The organism is Microtetraspora sp. AC03309 (genome assembly GCF_020826795.1).
In the GTDB taxonomy this organism is placed as follows: Bacteria; Actinomycetota; Actinomycetes; order Streptosporangiales; family Streptosporangiaceae; genus Microtetraspora; species Microtetraspora glauca.
The window spans coordinates 70879-85712 of sequence record NZ_JADDIL010000013.1 but is presented as its reverse complement, the minus strand read 5'-3'; the positions used below and the strand labels follow the sequence as shown (position 1 = coordinate 85712).

Genomic DNA, 14834 nt, shown 5'->3' with positions numbered 1-14834 from the left:
TTCCAATCCTGACAACGGGTAAACGTTGATTTAGATTGCGATCGGGTATTGACTTCTGTCTTACCTTGAGTTCCAAAAATAGGCCTGCCGCTTTGTTGTGCTCATACCGCAGACTGTGATGCGTGGGTGCATCGGTGCTACCAAGTGGGCCGCCATCGGTAGACCAGGTGGCGGACCTCGTCGCGAAGGGAAGAGAACGCGGAAGCGTCACGGTCGACGACGTGGCCGCCGCGCTCGACAAATCCGAGCTGCCGTCCGACGCGCTGGAGCGCGTCGTGCGCATGCTCGCGGAGAACGGGGTCGAGGTTCTCGAACCCCAAGGCGAAGACGAGCCGACCAGGCCGGACGACGACGACGCCGGCCGGCGGGCTCCGACGAGCGACCTCGTCCGCATCTACCTGCGGGAGATCGGCCGGGTTCCGCTGCTGACGGCCGAGGAGGAGGTGGAACTCGCCAAGGCGATCGAGGCCGGTCTGTTCGCCGAGGACAAGCTGTGCGACGGCGCCGCGATACGGCTGGGCCGTCCCGAGCTGGAGGATCTGGTCTGGGAGGGCGTGCGCGCCAAGCAGCGCCTGATCGAGGCGAACCTGCGGCTCGTGGTGTCGATCGCCAAGCGTTATGTGGGCCGTGGAATGCTCTTTCTGGATCTTATCCAGGAAGGCAATCTCGGCCTGATCCGCGCGGTTGAGAAATTCGATTACACCAAGGGTTACAAGTTCTCGACCTATGCCACATGGTGGATTCGCCAGGCGATCACCCGGGCCATCGCGGACCAGGCCCGGACGATCAGAATTCCGGTCCACATGGTCGAGACGATCAACAAATTGGTCCGGGTGCAGCGGCAGCTCCACCAGGATCTCGGCCGCGAGCCCGCCCCCGAGGAGATCGCGGCGGAGATGGATCTGCCCATCGACCGCGTGGTGGAGATCCAGCGGATCGCGCAGGAGCCGGTGTCGCTGCAGTCGCCGATCGGCGAGGAGGACTCCGATCTCGGAGACTTCATCGAGGACGCGGACGCGGTGGTGCCGATCGAGGCCGCGGCGTTCATCATGCTGCAGGACCAGCTCGACGACATCCTCGCGACCCTGTCGGACCGCGAGCAGCGGATCATCCAGCTCCGGTTCGGCCTGTCCGACGGCCACCCCCGCACGCTGGAGGAGGTCGGCCGGGAGTTCGGCGTCACCCGCGAGCGGATCCGGCAGATCGAGTCGAAGACGCTGGCCAAGCTGCGCCACCCGACCCGGGCCCAGATGCTGCGCGACTATCTCGAGTGATGGTCCGCGACCGGGCGCCGGGACGTGTGTCACCGGGCGCCGGGTCGGTGCGGGGTCCTGCGGGCCGTGCGGGACCCCGCGGCCGGGGCGCCATATTCGGTGATTTCTGGGCTTTGTGGGATTAGTCTGGATCGATGGAGGGGCGTCCCGCGGTTGACGACGCCGCGCTCGGGCGTGCCGCCCTGGCCGTGCTCGACGCGAACTGGACGGGCACCTCCACCATGCCCGCCCCCGGCATCTACCCTCACCAGTGGAGCCTGGACTCGGCGTTCGTGGCGATCGGCCTCGCCAGGCGCGACACCGCACGGGCCGGTCAGGAGCTGCTCTCACTCTTCACCGGCCAGTGGCGCACCGGGATGGTCCCGCACATCGTGTTCCACCACAGCGACGGCTACTTCCCCGGACCGTCCATGTGGCGCTCGGAAGAGGTCCCGGACGCGCCGCGCGGCGCGCTCACGTCCGGGCTGACCCAGCCGCCCCTGCACGCGTACGCCGCCTGGTGGATCTGGCGGCACGCCGCCGACCGCGAGCTCGCCGCCCGGTTCGTACGGCGGGCGTGGCCGTCCCTCGTGGCCCAGCACGCCTATCTGCGGAGCAGGGACGCCGGAGGGCACGGGCTGGCCGCGATCGCCCACCCGTGGGAGTCAGGCATGGACGACAGCCCCGCCTGGGACGCGCCCCTGGCGAACCTGCCCGCGGGCCGGTGCGGTACCGGCTACCACGACAGGTACTTCTGGCTCGCCGTCCAGTGCCGTGATCACGGGTACGCGCCGTCGTACTTCCGGGAGGAGCATCCGTTCGCGGTCGAGGACCCGATGTTCAACGGCATCTGGCTGCTCTCCTGCGACGCCATGGCGCGGCTCGCGTCCGAGGTCGTGGGAGTGGACCCGGAGCCGTTCCAGGAGGCCGCGGCGCGGATCAGGGGCGCCCTGCTCGACCGGTTGTGGAACGGTGCCTTCTACGCCAGGGACGTCCGTGCCGACCGGCTCGTCCCGGTCTGCACGATCGGCGGTTTCGGTCCCATGCTCGATCCCGAGATGCCCCACCACGTCATCGCGGCGCTGACCTCGCTCCTTGAGTCGACCAAGTTCATGGGCGCGGCCGGATATCCGGTACCGAGCTGCGAGATAAGGGCGCCGGAGTTCGACCGGGCGCAGTACTGGCGCGGCCCGTCCTGGATCAGCACGAACTGGCTGCTCAGCCAGGCCGCCGCCGTACACGGTCTCGACCGGCTGCGCGAGCTGCTCGTGGCGAGCACGCTGCGGCTGGTCCGGCAGGGGGGATTCCGCGAGTGCTTCGATCCCTTCGACGGGACCGGGCACGGCTGCAGGGACTTCTCCTGGTCGGCCGCGCTCACCCTCGATCTGCTCGGCAGATAGCCTGCGGCTGTACCGATCGTCGCGTTCCCTGGCGGTGCCCGTTGGCTGGATCATCCTTCTCCCGCGCGTTCTCCGGTCTCGCCGGTGCCCTCTTCGGCGAGCGGCTGCCGTCCGAGGTCCGTACGGCCCTCGCCCTGGAACCGGGCGAGCGGGTGCTCAGCCACGCGCCTACGGCTGGCGAGGGCACGGCCGGAGGAAGCGGCGAGGGCACGGCCGGAAGGAGCGACGAGGGCACGGCCGGCGGAAGCGGCGAAGGCACTGTCGGAAGAACCGCCGGAGGAGCCGCCGGGAGAAGCGGTGGGAGCGCCGGTGCGGGATATGCGGTCGCCACCACGCTGGCCCTGCACCTGCCCGGCGGGCACAGGCTGCCCTGGCACATGGTGGACAAGGCGACGTGGGACGAGACCGGCCTCACCGTCGCCATGACGGACGGCGAGATCCACCGCGTGCCGCTTCCGGAGCCCGGTCTGCTGCCGGAGACGATCCGGGAGCGGGTCACCTCGTCGATCGTGGCGAGCAAGCACGTCCCGCTCGACGCGCGTGGGGGAGTGCGGCTGGTCGCCAGGCGCGTGCCGGGGGCGGAGGAGCCGCGCTGGGAGTTCGTCTTCGATCCCGGTCTCGATCCCGGCGACCCGGGACTGCGCGCACTCGCCGAGCAGGCGCTCGAGGAGGTGCGCCGCAGCCTCGGTGTCTGAGGCGCCGGGGCTGTCGGGGCGACACGCCGCCAGGCGACCACCGATCGAGTGGTTCGGCGCGACACGCCGTCAGGCGAGCCGCCGATCGAGTCAATCGGCGCGACACGCCGTCAGACGTGCGCGGCGCGCGATCTGTCGGCGCCGCGCGTCGTCGCGCGGTCACCGATCAGGGTCGCCCGCGTGACACGCCGAAGGCGGTCACGTGTTCAGGTCGTTCCGGGGTCGGGCCAGCCGGCTCCGCTGGGCACCTTCTCCGCCGACCAGGGCTCGTGCTCGGGCTTGCGCATGAACGGGACCTTGCCGCCGAACTTGTCGCCCACCATGCTCTTGGCCCTGTCGGCGACCTTGGCCGCCTGGGCGCCGACCAGGCCCGCAGCCTCCTGGATCGTCGGGCTGTCGGACACCCGCTGTGCCAGGCGCTTGATCTCCTCGTACCGTTCCCGCCCGGCCCGTGTGCCCAGGACATAACCGATGGCCAGCCCGGCGGCGAACATCACCTTGTAGCGCATCATCCACCTCCCCACTCAATGTCTCCGGCCTCCTACCCTGGGGGCCACGCTCTATCCAAGCGCAACCGATGTGACAGGAACCCCTCGGAGTGCGCTAATCTAGTTCCGCGCCGCAAGGAAAGCCGAAAGGCCGGAAGGCGGGGCGAACAGCAATCCCGTGTAGCTCAATCGGCAGAGCAGCCGGCTGTTAACCGGCAGGTTATAGGTTCGAGTCCTATCGCGGGAGCCACTGGCTCCGAGGCCGGGTGACCGAAAGGTCGCCCGGCCTCGTTGCGTTTCTGACCCTTTCTTCCTTTTTGGGGGTCGATCAGGCCGCCCCCACTGGTGTAGAACATAGTTCTGTACAGGGAGGCCGACATGCTGGTGCTGTCCGAGAACCACGACGCCGTGCGGGTCCTGAAGTTCAACCGGCCGGATCGGCTGAACGCCTGGACCCCGGAGATGGGGCGGCGTTACTTCGATCTGCTCGAAGAGGCCGAGCGTGATCCCACCGTCCGGGTCATCCTGGTCACCGGCGTGGGGAAGGGGTTCTGCTCCGGCGCCGACTTCCAGGCGCTCGCCGCGATCCAGGCGGCCGGAGTCCGCGCGGGCGACCAGGCGGGTGACCACGCGGGCAACCGGGACGTAGGCCGCATGGGCGGAGGCTCGGGTAACCGGGAGGACGGCCGGGACGAAGGCCGGGATGAAGGCCGGGATGAAGGCCGCACCGGACAGCGGGCGGGATCGCCCGATTTCGAGCCGGATCCCCGGCCCGCCACCTTTCCGCTGACGCTACGCAAGCCGGTCATCGCCGTGGTGAACGGCGCCTGCGCCGGGCTGGGCATGGTCTACGCCCTCGTCTGCGATCTCGTCTTCACCGCCGACGACGCCAAGTGGACCACCGCCTTCTCCCGGCGTGGGCTCATCGCGGAGTACGGCCTGGCCTGGATCCTGCCCAAGCTCGCCGGGCAGGCCAGGGCCATGGAGCTCCTGCTGTCGGGCCGGACCTTCACCGGCTCCGAGGCGTACGCGCTGGGCCTGGCGTGCCGGACCGTACCGGGAGAGCGGCTTCTCGACGAGGCCCTGGCGTACGCGCGCGAGCTGGCGGCCACCAGCTCGCCCACGTCGATGGCGGTCATCAAGCGGCAGGTGTGGGGCGACTGGGAGCGGCCTCTCGACGAGTCGAGGGACCGGGCCGTGCGGCTCATGATGGAGTCGTTCGGCGGGCCCGACTTCGCCGAGGGCGTCGCCGGCTTCCTGGAGCGCCGCCCGCCGCGTTTCCGGCCGCTGTGAGCGCGCCGACGCCTCAGGCGGAAGCCGCCCGGCATCCGGCCCCGGAACCGGTCCGATTCAGCGGAGGCGGCGGGCGCCGGGAGCGGGGGTCGCCTCCAGGAAGGCGGGAGCGGCCCAGCCGCGTGCCTCGTAGGCCCGCAGAACCTCGTCCCGTACGGCCGGGAGGCGCTCTTCGGGGACGAGAGCGATGGCGGAGCCCCCGAAGCCGCCTCCGGTCATCCTGGCGCCGCGCGCGCCGCCCCTGACCGCCGCCTCGACGGCCACGTCCAGCTCGGGGCACGACACCTCGAACTGGTCGCGCAGGGAGAGGTGTGAGGCGTTCAGGAGCGCGCCGATCTCGCGTACGGCTCCCGCCCGCAGCAGGCCGATCACCGCCTCGACCCGGTGGTTCTCGGTGACCACGTGCTGGGTCCGCTTCCGCTCGTCGCCGCTCAGCCTGGCCAGCGCCCCGGCGAGGTCGGTGACGTCCCTGAGCGCGGGTACGCCCAGCCGCTTGGCGGCGTTCTCGCAGTCCTGGCGGCGCCGGGCGTACTGCCCGTCGGCCAGTTCGTGGTGGACACCGGTGTTGATGATCAACAGCCGCAGGCCGTGTGCCGCCAGGTCCAGCGGGACGGCGCGGCTGCCGAGGGAGCGGCAGTCGAGGAACAGCGCGCGGCCCTCCTCGCCGAGCGCGGAGGCCGCCTGGTCCATGATCCCGCAGGGCATGCCGACGAAGTCGTTCTCGGCCTGTTGCGCGATCTTCGCCAGCTCCATCCTCGGCAGGGCCAGGCCGTACAGGTCGTCGAAAGCGAGCACGGTCGCCACCTCCAGCGCGGCGCTGGAGGACAGACCCGCGCCCCTGGGCACGTCGCCGTCGATCACGATGTCGGCGCCGCCGACCGGGTGGCCCGCGCGGCGCAGTGCCCAGACGACTCCGGCGGGATAGCGGGCCCAGCCGCGGGTCTGGTCGAGGTCCTCGACGACCTGCTCCTCGCCCGGCGCCTGGACCGACGCGAGCCGTACGACGCCGTCGGGGCGGGGGCTGACGGCGGCGGTCACGCCCCACGGGACGGCGAAGGGCAACACGAGGCCGTCGTTGTAGTCGGTGTGCTCGCCGATCAGGTTGACCCGGCCCGGCGCGTGCCAGACCCCCGCGGGGTCGCTCCCATAGGCCGCACGGAACACCTCAACAACACGCATAATCGAACACTCCTCAACAAACGGCTTCCACGTAGGTTAGCGAGTCCGCGTCCGTGTGCCAGCCTTGACGGTATGGACGTTCCGGCAGGTCTGGCGGGATCGGCGAGCAGCCCGGCGGCGTGCGTGCCCTCGCCGATCGAGGAGGTGCGCGACGAGCGTCTCGGAGCCGTCCGGTTGCTGCTCAAGCGCGACGACCTCATCCACCCCGAGATCTCGGGGAACAAGTGGCGCAAGCTGAAGTACAACCCCAGATCGGGCCGGGTGCTCACGTTCGGTGGGGCGTACTCCAACCACATCAGGGCGGTCGCGGCGGCGGGCGCGGCCTACGGCTTCGAGACGATCGGTGTGATCCGCGGCGAGGAACACCTGCCGCTCAACCCCTCCCTGGCGTACGCGGTGGGCCGGGGCATGCGGCTGACCTACCTGGACCGGACGGCGTACCGGAGCAAGCACACGCCCGAGGTGATCGACGCGCTGCGGGTCGAGTTCGGCGACTTCCATCTCCTGCCGGAGGGAGGCAGCAACGCGGCGGCCGTACGCGGCTGCGCCGAGATCCCCCCGGAACTGGACACGCAACTGGACGGGGGATACGACCTCGTCTGCTGCCCGGTCGGCACCGGCGGGACGCTCGCCGGCATCGCGGCCGGCCTGCCGCCGGGCCGGGAGGCGGTCGGCTTCTCGGTCCTGAAGGGCGGCGAGTTCCTGACCGGAGAGGTCGCCCGGCTCCAGCGCGAGGGGCTCGGCCGGGTCACGGGCGGCTGGCGGGTCGAGTGTGGTTTCCACTTCGGCGGCTATGCCCGTTCCACACCGGAGCTGGACGCGTTCGCCTCCGACTTCGCCGTACGGCACGGGCTCCTTCTCGACCGGATCTACGTGGCCAAGATGATGTACGGGGTCTACGCCCTGGCGCGTGACCTCGCGCCGGGCACGGTCGTCGTCGCCGTGATCACCGGCTGATCATGAAGCGGCAGGGGCCGTACCGCTTCCGGGGGCGGAGAGGTACGGTCGGCGCATGACTGAGCTGATCCACGGCGACCGGACGCACGAGGACTACTGCACGGCGATCGAGGCCGCCACGGCGCGCCTGGTCGCGCTCGTGGAGGAGGCGGATCCGGCGGCTCCGGTCCCCACCTGTCCGGGATGGACGATCGCCAAGCTGGTGAAGCATGTGGGGATCACACAGCGCTGGGCGGAGCACCTGGTGCGCACCCGTGCTCCGGAGCGGCTCGGGGCGCGTGACGTCCCGATGGACCGCCTGGGGGAGGGAGACGACCCCGCGGCCTGGCTCGCGGCGGGTACGGCGCGACTGCTGGCCACGTTGCGCGCGACCGCGCCGGAGACGCCGCTCTGGTCCTGGGGCGGCGACCGGCACGCCCGCTTCTGGTCCCGCCGGATGCTGCACGAGCTGCTGGTCCACCTCGCCGACGCCGAGCTGGCGCTGGGCCGCGAGCCCGGGATCGACGCGGGGAGCGCGATCGACGGCGTGGACGAGTTCCTCGGCAACCTGCCGTACGCCGCGGAGTGGGCGGAGCGCGTCGGACGGCTCAGCGGTGACGGTGAGACGCTGCACCTGCACGCGACGGACGCCGAGGGCGAGTGGATGATCACGCTCCGACCCACCGGATTCACCTGGGAGCGCGGGCACGGCAAGGGCGCGGTCGCGGTGCGGGGAATCGCGAGTGATCTGCTGCTGCTCGTCTACGGGCGGCTGCGGCCGGACGCCGGACGCTTCGAGATCTTCGGCGACGATCGCCTGCTCGCCCACTGGCTGGAGAACTCGGCGATCTGAACCGGCCGTGCGCGGAAGCCGTGGGCATGGGCCGACCGTTCAGCCGTGGGCATGCGCCAACCGCTCAGCCCTGGGCGGCGGCCAGCCACTCCCGTGCGCGGTCGATGTCCCACCCCGACAGCCCGTTCCGTGGATCGACCTCGATCAGCAGGAAGTCGCCGACGTCCGGATGTTCGGTCAGGTACTCCCAGTCGGCGGGGCTGAGCTCGTCGTCGAACCACACGAACGGGCGGCCGCGGACGTACTCGGCCACCGGGCCGGTCTTGAAATGTTCACCGCGCGCCGCGCCCGCCCCCGCCATCACCTTGATCACCGGCATCCGGGGCAGGCCGATGAGCGGGCCGATCTCCTCATTGGCGTTCTCCTCCCAGGTGGTGGCCCAGACCAGCTCCGCGCCGGTGTCCTCGGACAGGGAGAGCAGTTCCTCGCCGTGCCGTACGTCCAGAAGGACCTGGTACGAGCAGCCGTCGACGACGCATTCGTGTCGCGCGAACCGCGAGGACGGGCGGCGGAACGGGTTGAGCACCCCGTCCACGTCGAGCAGCACCAGGGGACGGGCGGATGTCGTCACGAACTCCTCCAGAGCGGGCGGTACTGCCTGACCAGTACACGCTACTCAAAGGACTCGCTCCTGGGACATATGTCATTTCCTGGGGCATGTGTTCCACAGGACGGGTCTTCCCGGGTGAAGCCCGTCCGCGCCGATGCCGCACGACGCACGGGACCATCGGTCAGAGGGTGACGGGCCTCCACTGGGGAGGCCCGGTTCCCGCCGCGTTCACCCCTTGCGCGGCTCACCCCGGTAGGTGCCGAACGACCAGAGGTTGCCCTCGGGGTCGCGGACCGTGAAGTCGCGCGAGCCGTAGTCGGTGTCGTACGGCTCCTGGACGAGCCGCGCACCCGACGCGATCGCCCGCGCGTGGAGCGCGTCCGGATCGTCGGTGACGACGTACGCGCCGAACGTGCCGGGCTCCAGCGTCCACTTGTCGTCCGGCGTGTCCCGGACGGAGCCCAGCATGATGCCGCCGCCGAGAGGCCATGACAGCTGGGCGTGATCGACCCGCTCGCCCTCGCCGTACACGGCGGTCTCCTCGAAGCCGAACGCCTCGACGAGGAAGCGGATCAGGCCGCGCGCGTCGCGGGCGCGCAGCGTGGGCCAGACCTGCGGTGATGGTGTGTTGTCTGTCATGTGAACAAGTCTGTCGCCGCGCCCGGGGGCAGGGCTTGGACGTTTCGGAACTCCTCGGCGAGCCAGCGGCTCGGGGAGCACCCGGCGAGCGCGCCGAACTCGCGGGCGAGATGGGCCTGGTCGTAGTAGCCGCAGTTCGCGGCGAGCGAGGCCAGGGCGGGAGGTGCGCCTCCGGCGGTCAGGCGTTGCAGCGTACGGCGGGCATGGTCGAAGCGCACCACCCGGGCCGCTTCCTTCGGGCTCAGGCCGATCTCCTCGCGGAACCGCCGCCCCAGGTAACGGGTGCTCCAGCCGACCTCGCGGGCCAGGTCGGACACGCCGACCCCGCCCGAGGCCGCCAGCAGCCGCCGCCATGCCCACGTGACCTCGGCGGGCATGGCCGCCCCGGCGCCGAGCGCCGTGCCATGACCTGAGCCCAGCATCGCAACGAGTACCGAGTCGAGTACGGCGAACCGCTCGGGCCATCCGGTCGCCGCGAGGAGGCGCTCGCGCAACTCGTCCGCCACGCCACCGAGCACGTCGGCCCCGTCGAGGTCGATGCCGGACAGCTCCCCGGCGGGCAGGCCGAGCAGCGCCCGCGCGCCCAGCGGTGTGAGGGCGAGCTGGATGCCGGACTGCCGGCCGTCATGCGTGATCAGCGCCGGTGTGCTGTGCAGGCCGCCGACGAGCGTGTCGTACGTCCCCGGAGGGGCGAGCCGGTCCGCGTGCGCGGCCACGACCAGCGGATCGTCCAGGGTGACGATCATCGTGAGATACGGCGAGGGCAATCCGCGGTGCCTGGCCGGGGGGACGCCCGCCTCGCGATAGCCGATGTACGCGGTGACGAATCCCCGCAGGGACGGCGCGGGCCGCCTTCCGGCGAACTCGGTCGTCGGCCCGCTGGTGTCCGGATCAGCCATGGTCGCTCCTCCCCGCCCACCAGTGTCGCCGATCGGCGCCCCGTGTTCCCGGCTCCCACCGGGCCCGGCACGGCCACCGAGCGGATCCGGCACGTCCTCCGGGCCGGCCCCCCGGGCCGGGAACGCGCGGGTCCCGGCCGGGGGTGACATCAGGGATGGGTTGCGGATCCGGGATGAGCCCGGACGCTCAGACCACCGCCCCCGATCCCTGGCGAGACGGGGCGGTGCGCTTCCTGGCCGGTTGCGGGGGAGGCGCCGAGCTGCGCCGCTCGAACTCGACGGCGAGCGGGGCGGCGACGAAGGCCGACGAGAACGTGCCGACCACGACACCGATCAGCAGCGCGACCGCGAAGTCGGTGAGCGAGTCCCCACCGAGCAGCGCGAGCGCGGCCAGGATGAACAGCGCGCCGAGACCCGTGTTCACAGTCCGGGGCACGGTCTGCACCACCGCCGAACCGGCGATTCGCTGGAAGGGGGTCTTGGGTGACGCGCCCCACATCTCGCGTACCCGGTCGAAGACCACCACCTTGTCGTTGACGGAGTATCCGATGATCGTGAGCACCGAGGCCAGGAACACGCCGTCCACCGGCTTGCCCAGCCAGGCGAACGCGCCGACCACCATCGCCACGTCCACCGCCAGCGCGAGCACCGCGGCTGTACCGAACGACCAGCGGAAACGGAACGCCAGGTACGCGAGCTGCGCGGCGAGGGCCACGCCGAGCGCGATGAGGGCGTTGCGCCGCAGCTCGTCACCGAGGCTGGGCCCGACCAGTTCGTCGCGCTGCTTGGTGACCTCACCGGCCACGTTCGCCAGCGCCGCCTCGATCTTCGCCGCCTCATCCCCGCTGATCTGGCCGGTCCTGACGGTGATGCCGTCGTCCGAGCTCTGGACGACCGCGCTGGGGAAGCCGGCGTCGGCGACGGCCTGCCTGGCCGTGTCCGCGTTCACCGGCGTGGAGGTGGCGTACTCCGCGAGGCGGCCGCCGGTGAACTCCACGCCGAAGTCCAGCCCGCGGACGAACAGCCCGGCGATCGCGAGGGCGGTCAGGATGCCCGTGATGCCCAGCCACAGGCGTCCGCGCCGCATGAGGTCGGGGTTCTTCCTGTTCAACCAGGAACGCAGCGCGCCGACCGCGCCGAGCCCGGACAGCCGCGGCCGCGAGTTCACCGCCCGGCGCCCGACCGCCCACTGGGCCAGCACTCGCGTGATCAGCATCGCCGAGACGAGCGAGGCCAGTACGCCGATGGAGAGCGTGACGCCGAAACCACGCACCGGGCCGGACGCCAGGAAGAAGAGCAGGCCGGCCGCGAGCAGGGTGGTGATGTTGGAGTCGGCGATCGCGCTCCACGCGTGGTGGAAGCCCTTCTCCAGCGCTCCGCGCAGCCCCTTGTGCGAAGCGGCGCCGTACTCCTCTCTGGCGCGTTCGAAGACCAGCACGTTCGCGTCCACCGCCATGCCGATGGCGAGGACGAATCCGGCCAGACCGGGCAGAGTGAGCGTCGCGCCGAGGGCGACCAGCGCGGCGTAGGAGATCAGCGCGTAGCACGCCAGGGCGACCGTGGCGAGAAGCCCGACAAGCCGGTACGCCAGGGCGAGGAAGGCCGCCGTGAGCACCACGCCGATGATCGCGGCCTTCGCGCTCGCCTCGATGGCGGCGGCGCCGAGCGTCGGGCCGACCGTGCGCTGTTCGACGATCTCGACGGGCACGGGGAGTGCGCCGCCCTTGATCAGGAGGGCGAGGTTCTGCGCCTCCTCGGTGGTGAAGGATCCGCTGATCTCGGTGGTCCCGCCGGTGATGCCGACACCGCAGCGGACGGTGTCGTTCACCTGTGGGGAGGAGATGACCTCGTCGTCGAGCACGATGGCGATCCGCCGCTTGGGGTCGCCCGAGGGAGCGCAGGCCGCCTCACCGGTCAGCTTCTCCCAAGGGCGGTTGTCGCGGAAGTCGAGCGAGACGAACCATCCACTGGCCCGTTGGGCGTCGATCCCGGCCTTGGCGTCCTTCACCGACTCGCCGGTGAGCCCTGCCGGACCGAGGAGCAGCTTGCGGCCGTCCTCGTCGGGAAGGATCCGCTCGCCCTTCTTCGGCTTGGCCGAGTCCTCGGGATAGTCGAGCACCTGGTGGAAGGTGAGCTGCGCGGTCGTTCCGATGGTCTCGGCCGCCTTGCGCGGATCGAGCACGCCGGGCAGTTCCACGATGATGCGGCGCTCGCCGGAACGGGCGAGCGTGGGTTCGGCGACGCCGAGCGCGTCCGCGCGGCGGCGGAGCACCTCCAGCGTCCGGTCGGTCGCCTCGGCGTCCGCCTTCGTGGTGGGGGAGTCCTTGGTTTCGAAGACGAGTTGGGTGCCGCCGCGCAGATCGAGACCGAGGCGCGGGGACATGGTGAGGGCGAGGACGAGTGATGTCGCGATGACGGCGAGCGCCGCCAGCGCGCGTACCACTGGGGCACGCGACATGAGAGCCTCCACAGGCGGAGTGGGATGACGCGCCGCGTAGGCGCGTGAAGGCATACCGAGATCGGGACGCGGCGCACGGAATCCGGTGCGTGGAATCTGGTGCGTGGAATCCGGTGCGGAGACCAGCGCGTGGAGTCCTACGTATGGAGTCCAGCGCGTGAATCCTGCGCGTGGAATCCGGTGCCTCAGGCGTCAACCGATCGGAAAGGGCGCGCGAAAAGAGCGCGTGCAGGCATACCGGGATCGAGAGCGGGTGGTCGTGCGCTCTCAGCCTGTGGTGGGTGGCGCGCGGCCCGGCGAGACGCCGGGTGCGGCGAGCGGGTCCGCGCCGCCGTCGGGCGGCAGGACGGCGGTCGTGACGCGGGATGTCGTCGCGGGACGGCGCCGGTCGACGAGAAGGGCCGTCTGGCCCGCTCCCATGGCGCCGCGCTTCGCTCCGATGACGGCCTCGTGGTGCGGTCGGCCGGAGAGATCGTGCGAGGTCGGACCGTGGTCGTGCGGCTGCGGCGGTGCGGCGACGTGGTCGTCCGGACCGCTCGCGATCGTGGCGTACGGCCCGGCTGTGATCGTGTCGTACGGCCCGGCCGCGAGAGTGGTGCGCGTGCCGGCCTTGTGGTCGTCCGTGCCGGCCGCCGTGGCGGACGAGGGCGCGGACGAGGTGAGAGCGGAGGGGGCGGACGCCGCGAGAACGGAGACCTGCGGCAGCGCGCCGAGCACGCCCGCCGCGGGGACGCCGCTGACCAGCAGCGGGAAGATCAGGCAGATCAGCCACCTGGCGGGTACGGCGAGGAACGACGACCGTTGGCGCACTGCTCCTCCCCTCCCCCGCGTAGATGTTCCGGTCAGCCTAGCCAGGTCTGGGAGTGGCCGAGAGCCGCAACGCCGCCCGGCCCGCGTGGAGGGTGGAGAGGTTCCTGGACCGGAGACGTCGATCGGACGAGAGCCGCGTGAGCAGGCGGGTGCCCGATTGATCGGAAGGGTCGTACAGTTCCCCCATGTCTTCGCCTGAGATCCCGGCCACGACGAAGGCGGGTCACGTAACCGTCAGCAGGGTGTTCATGGCATTGATCATTCTTGCCTCAGCGGTGGTGGGTGGCGTGGCGGCGAGCTTCCTGCCGCTGGGCGACGTCCCGTTGGCCGTCGCTGAGGGATACGTCCAGCTCACCGTTGACGGCTCAGGGACGTTCCAGGCGGACAGCGGTCCGGCCGCCCTGGTCCCGGCCGATGTGTGGTGGACGGACAGTGGCGGGCGCGATCACGTCGGAGGCCGCCCCTCGTGCCTTTGGGACGAGCACGACAAGGGCAATGAGAACAAGGGGTCCCGCGTTGAGGCCGGGTACAGATGGATGAAGACGCCGAGCGGTGGCACCTATCCCTTGGTCGCGTGGCTCAAGTGCCCGTAGCCCGCGGAATCACGGAATCACGGAATCACGGAATCCGCGGAATGATCTCAGCGGCGGGAGACGCACGGCCGGACTGTGCCCCCGGCGGGAGCCGCCAAGGACCGGAGAAGCGCACGCGCGGAGAAGCCGCCGCAGGGGCACGGCACAGGGGTAAGAACCTGGCTACCTACACGGATCGGCCCCGTGACCGAAGACGATCATTGGCGCGTCCTCACGGTGCGCACGGTGCTCACGGCTTGCACCGGTCCGGGTCGCCGTGCAGGAAGTCATCCCGGTCCGTCTTCACGTTCTTGTCCCCTCCGTTCCAGGTCAGTACCTCCCCGCTCCCGAGACCCTTCAGGTCCTCCACGGTGAACGGCACCCGTCCCCGCAGACCCCTGCCGCCGACGTTGCCGTTGACGTTCGCGACGTAGGGGACGCCCTCCCGCAAGGCGGTGAGCGTGTCGCCGGTGGTCCGCCAGCCCTCGGGCGGGCCCTGGAAGACCTGTATGTCGCGCACCGACGAGGTCCGGCCGCTGTTGTGCACGCTCCAGTCGACCAGTTCGCTGTCGTCGTCCGTGTCCGCTATGACGGAGACGTCCTGGGCGACATAGCCGGGGCAGTCGGCCAGCAGCAGCCTGACACCGCCGTCCTGGGCCCGTTCGACCGCGAGGATGCCTTTCGGCGCGGGTGTGCCGCACGCCACGCCGAAGAAGGCCAGAGTGGCCAACGCGACGGCCGTGTACCCGAGCCCCGGCCTTCTTCTGCGCATCATCGGTTCTTTCCCTTTCTGGTCGCCGGACGGCTGG

The 14834-nt window shown here is 70.8% G+C and carries 15 protein-coding genes and 1 tRNA gene; 8 read left to right on the top strand and 8 right to left on the bottom strand.

The genetic code is table 11. The features are described 5' to 3' along the window. The first annotated feature begins 167 nt into the window (after nt 1-167). The 3 genes from rpoD (at nt 168) to IMZ11_RS09770 (ending at nt 3348) form a co-directional block, all read left to right on the top strand. Nucleotides 168-1274: an RNA polymerase sigma factor RpoD gene (gene rpoD, locus IMZ11_RS09780; RefSeq protein WP_308066775.1), complete on the top strand. Its 1107-nt coding sequence runs from the start codon at nt 168-170 to the stop codon at nt 1272-1274. Nucleotides 1275-1408: 134 nt separating this feature from the next. Continuing rightward, on the top strand, nt 1409-2653 hold the full coding sequence (locus tag IMZ11_RS09775) for an amylo-alpha-1,6-glucosidase (RefSeq protein ID WP_228639787.1): 1245 nt from the start codon (nt 1409-1411) through the stop codon (nt 2651-2653). 41 nt (nt 2654-2694) lie between these two features. Continuing rightward, nucleotides 2695-3348, top strand: coding sequence for a hypothetical protein (locus IMZ11_RS09770; protein ID WP_228639785.1), 654 nt, complete (start codon nt 2695-2697; stop codon nt 3346-3348). Between the two features lie 206 nt (nt 3349-3554). Here IMZ11_RS09770 and IMZ11_RS09765 read toward each other — a convergent pair whose 3' ends face one another. Further along, nucleotides 3555-3857, bottom strand: coding sequence for a hypothetical protein (locus tag IMZ11_RS09765; RefSeq protein ID WP_061259712.1), 303 nt, complete (start codon nt 3855-3857; stop codon nt 3555-3557). 153 nt (nt 3858-4010) lie between these two features. Here IMZ11_RS09765 and IMZ11_RS09760 point away from each other — a divergent pair. After that, nucleotides 4011-4086, top strand: a tRNA-Asn gene (locus IMZ11_RS09760). 128 nt (nt 4087-4214) lie between these two features. Next, nucleotides 4215-5129 carry an enoyl-CoA hydratase-related protein gene (locus IMZ11_RS09755; RefSeq protein WP_228639783.1) on the top strand — a complete coding sequence of 305 codons (915 nt, stop codon included), beginning with the start codon at nt 4215-4217 and terminating at the stop codon, nt 5127-5129. Nucleotides 5130-5186: 57 nt separating this feature from the next. Here IMZ11_RS09755 and galK read toward each other — a convergent pair whose 3' ends face one another. After that, complete coding sequence (gene galK, locus IMZ11_RS09750) at nt 5187-6308, bottom strand: galactokinase (protein WP_228639781.1); 1122 nt, start codon at nt 6306-6308, stop codon at nt 5187-5189. A gap of 72 nt (nt 6309-6380) precedes the next feature. On the opposite strand from galK, the gene IMZ11_RS09745 reads away from it, so the two are divergent. Further along, a complete protein-coding gene (locus IMZ11_RS09745) occupies nt 6381-7265 on the top strand; it encodes a 1-aminocyclopropane-1-carboxylate deaminase/D-cysteine desulfhydrase (protein ID WP_228639779.1) in 885 nt (294 codons plus the stop codon). 55 nt (nt 7266-7320) lie between these two features. Then, nucleotides 7321-8097 (top strand): maleylpyruvate isomerase family mycothiol-dependent enzyme, encoded by a 777-nt coding sequence (locus IMZ11_RS09740; RefSeq protein WP_228639777.1) that lies wholly within the window; start codon nt 7321-7323, stop codon nt 8095-8097. A 64-nt stretch (nt 8098-8161) separates the two neighbouring features. Here IMZ11_RS09740 and IMZ11_RS09735 read toward each other — a convergent pair whose 3' ends face one another. From IMZ11_RS09735 to IMZ11_RS09715, 5 genes are all read right to left on the bottom strand, one after another. Continuing rightward, entirely contained in the window at nt 8162-8668 is a 507-nt protein-coding gene (locus IMZ11_RS09735) for an HAD domain-containing protein (RefSeq protein WP_063818932.1), read from the bottom strand. A 207-nt stretch (nt 8669-8875) separates the two neighbouring features. Then, entirely contained in the window at nt 8876-9286 is a 411-nt protein-coding gene (locus IMZ11_RS09730) for a VOC family protein (protein WP_228639775.1), read from the bottom strand. Beyond that, nucleotides 9283-10185 carry a helix-turn-helix domain-containing protein gene (locus IMZ11_RS09725; RefSeq protein WP_228639773.1) on the bottom strand — a complete coding sequence of 301 codons (903 nt, stop codon included), beginning with the start codon at nt 10183-10185 and terminating at the stop codon, nt 9283-9285. The genes IMZ11_RS09730 and IMZ11_RS09725 overlap by 4 nt, the downstream gene beginning before the upstream one ends. Before the next feature lie 187 nt (nt 10186-10372). Beyond that, nucleotides 10373-12643 carry a protein translocase subunit SecD gene (gene secD / locus IMZ11_RS09720; protein WP_228639771.1) on the bottom strand — a complete coding sequence of 757 codons (2271 nt, stop codon included), beginning with the start codon at nt 12641-12643 and terminating at the stop codon, nt 10373-10375. A gap of 267 nt (nt 12644-12910) precedes the next feature. Beyond that, complete coding sequence (locus tag IMZ11_RS09715; RefSeq protein ID WP_228639769.1) at nt 12911-13453, bottom strand: hypothetical protein; 543 nt, start codon at nt 13451-13453, stop codon at nt 12911-12913. A 185-nt stretch (nt 13454-13638) separates the two neighbouring features. Between IMZ11_RS09715 and IMZ11_RS09710 the strand changes: the two genes are divergently transcribed. Next, nucleotides 13639-14046 (top strand): hypothetical protein, encoded by a 408-nt coding sequence (locus IMZ11_RS09710; protein WP_228639767.1) that lies wholly within the window; start codon nt 13639-13641, stop codon nt 14044-14046. 229 nt (nt 14047-14275) lie between these two features. Here the strand turns inward: IMZ11_RS09710 and IMZ11_RS09705 are convergent, their stop codons facing one another. Continuing rightward, the gene (locus IMZ11_RS09705) at nt 14276-14800 is read right to left on the bottom strand and encodes a hypothetical protein (protein WP_228639764.1); all 525 of its coding nucleotides are present in this window, start codon (nt 14798-14800) and stop codon (nt 14276-14278) included. Between the last annotated feature and the right edge of the window lie 34 nt (nt 14801-14834).

Bases quoted from the DNA above. Each gene is read 5' to 3' on its own strand.
- IMZ11_RS09775 (WP_228639787.1), top strand. From the start codon at position 1,409: ATGGAGGGGCGTCCCGCGGTTGACGACGCCGCGCTCGGGCGTGCCGCC.
- IMZ11_RS09765 (WP_061259712.1), bottom strand. From the start codon at position 3,857: ATGCGCTACAAGGTGATGTTCGCCGCCGGGCTGGCCATCGGTTATGTC.
- IMZ11_RS09755 (WP_228639783.1), top strand. From the start codon at position 4,215: ATGCTGGTGCTGTCCGAGAACCACGACGCCGTGCGGGTCCTGAAGTTC.
- galK (WP_228639781.1), bottom strand. From the start codon at position 6,308: ATGCGTGTTGTTGAGGTGTTCCGTGCGGCCTATGGGAGCGACCCCGCG.
- IMZ11_RS09745 (WP_228639779.1), top strand. From the start codon at position 6,381: ATGGACGTTCCGGCAGGTCTGGCGGGATCGGCGAGCAGCCCGGCGGCG.
- IMZ11_RS09740 (WP_228639777.1), top strand. From the start codon at position 7,321: ATGACTGAGCTGATCCACGGCGACCGGACGCACGAGGACTACTGCACG.
- IMZ11_RS09730 (WP_228639775.1), bottom strand. From the start codon at position 9,286: ATGACAGACAACACACCATCACCGCAGGTCTGGCCCACGCTGCGCGCC.
- IMZ11_RS09725 (WP_228639773.1), bottom strand. From the start codon at position 10,185: ATGGCTGATCCGGACACCAGCGGGCCGACGACCGAGTTCGCCGGAAGG.
- secD (WP_228639771.1), bottom strand. From the start codon at position 12,643: ATGTCGCGTGCCCCAGTGGTACGCGCGCTGGCGGCGCTCGCCGTCATC.
- IMZ11_RS09710 (WP_228639767.1), top strand. From the start codon at position 13,639: ATGTCTTCGCCTGAGATCCCGGCCACGACGAAGGCGGGTCACGTAACC.
- IMZ11_RS09705 (WP_228639764.1), bottom strand. From the start codon at position 14,800: ATGATGCGCAGAAGAAGGCCGGGGCTCGGGTACACGGCCGTCGCGTTG.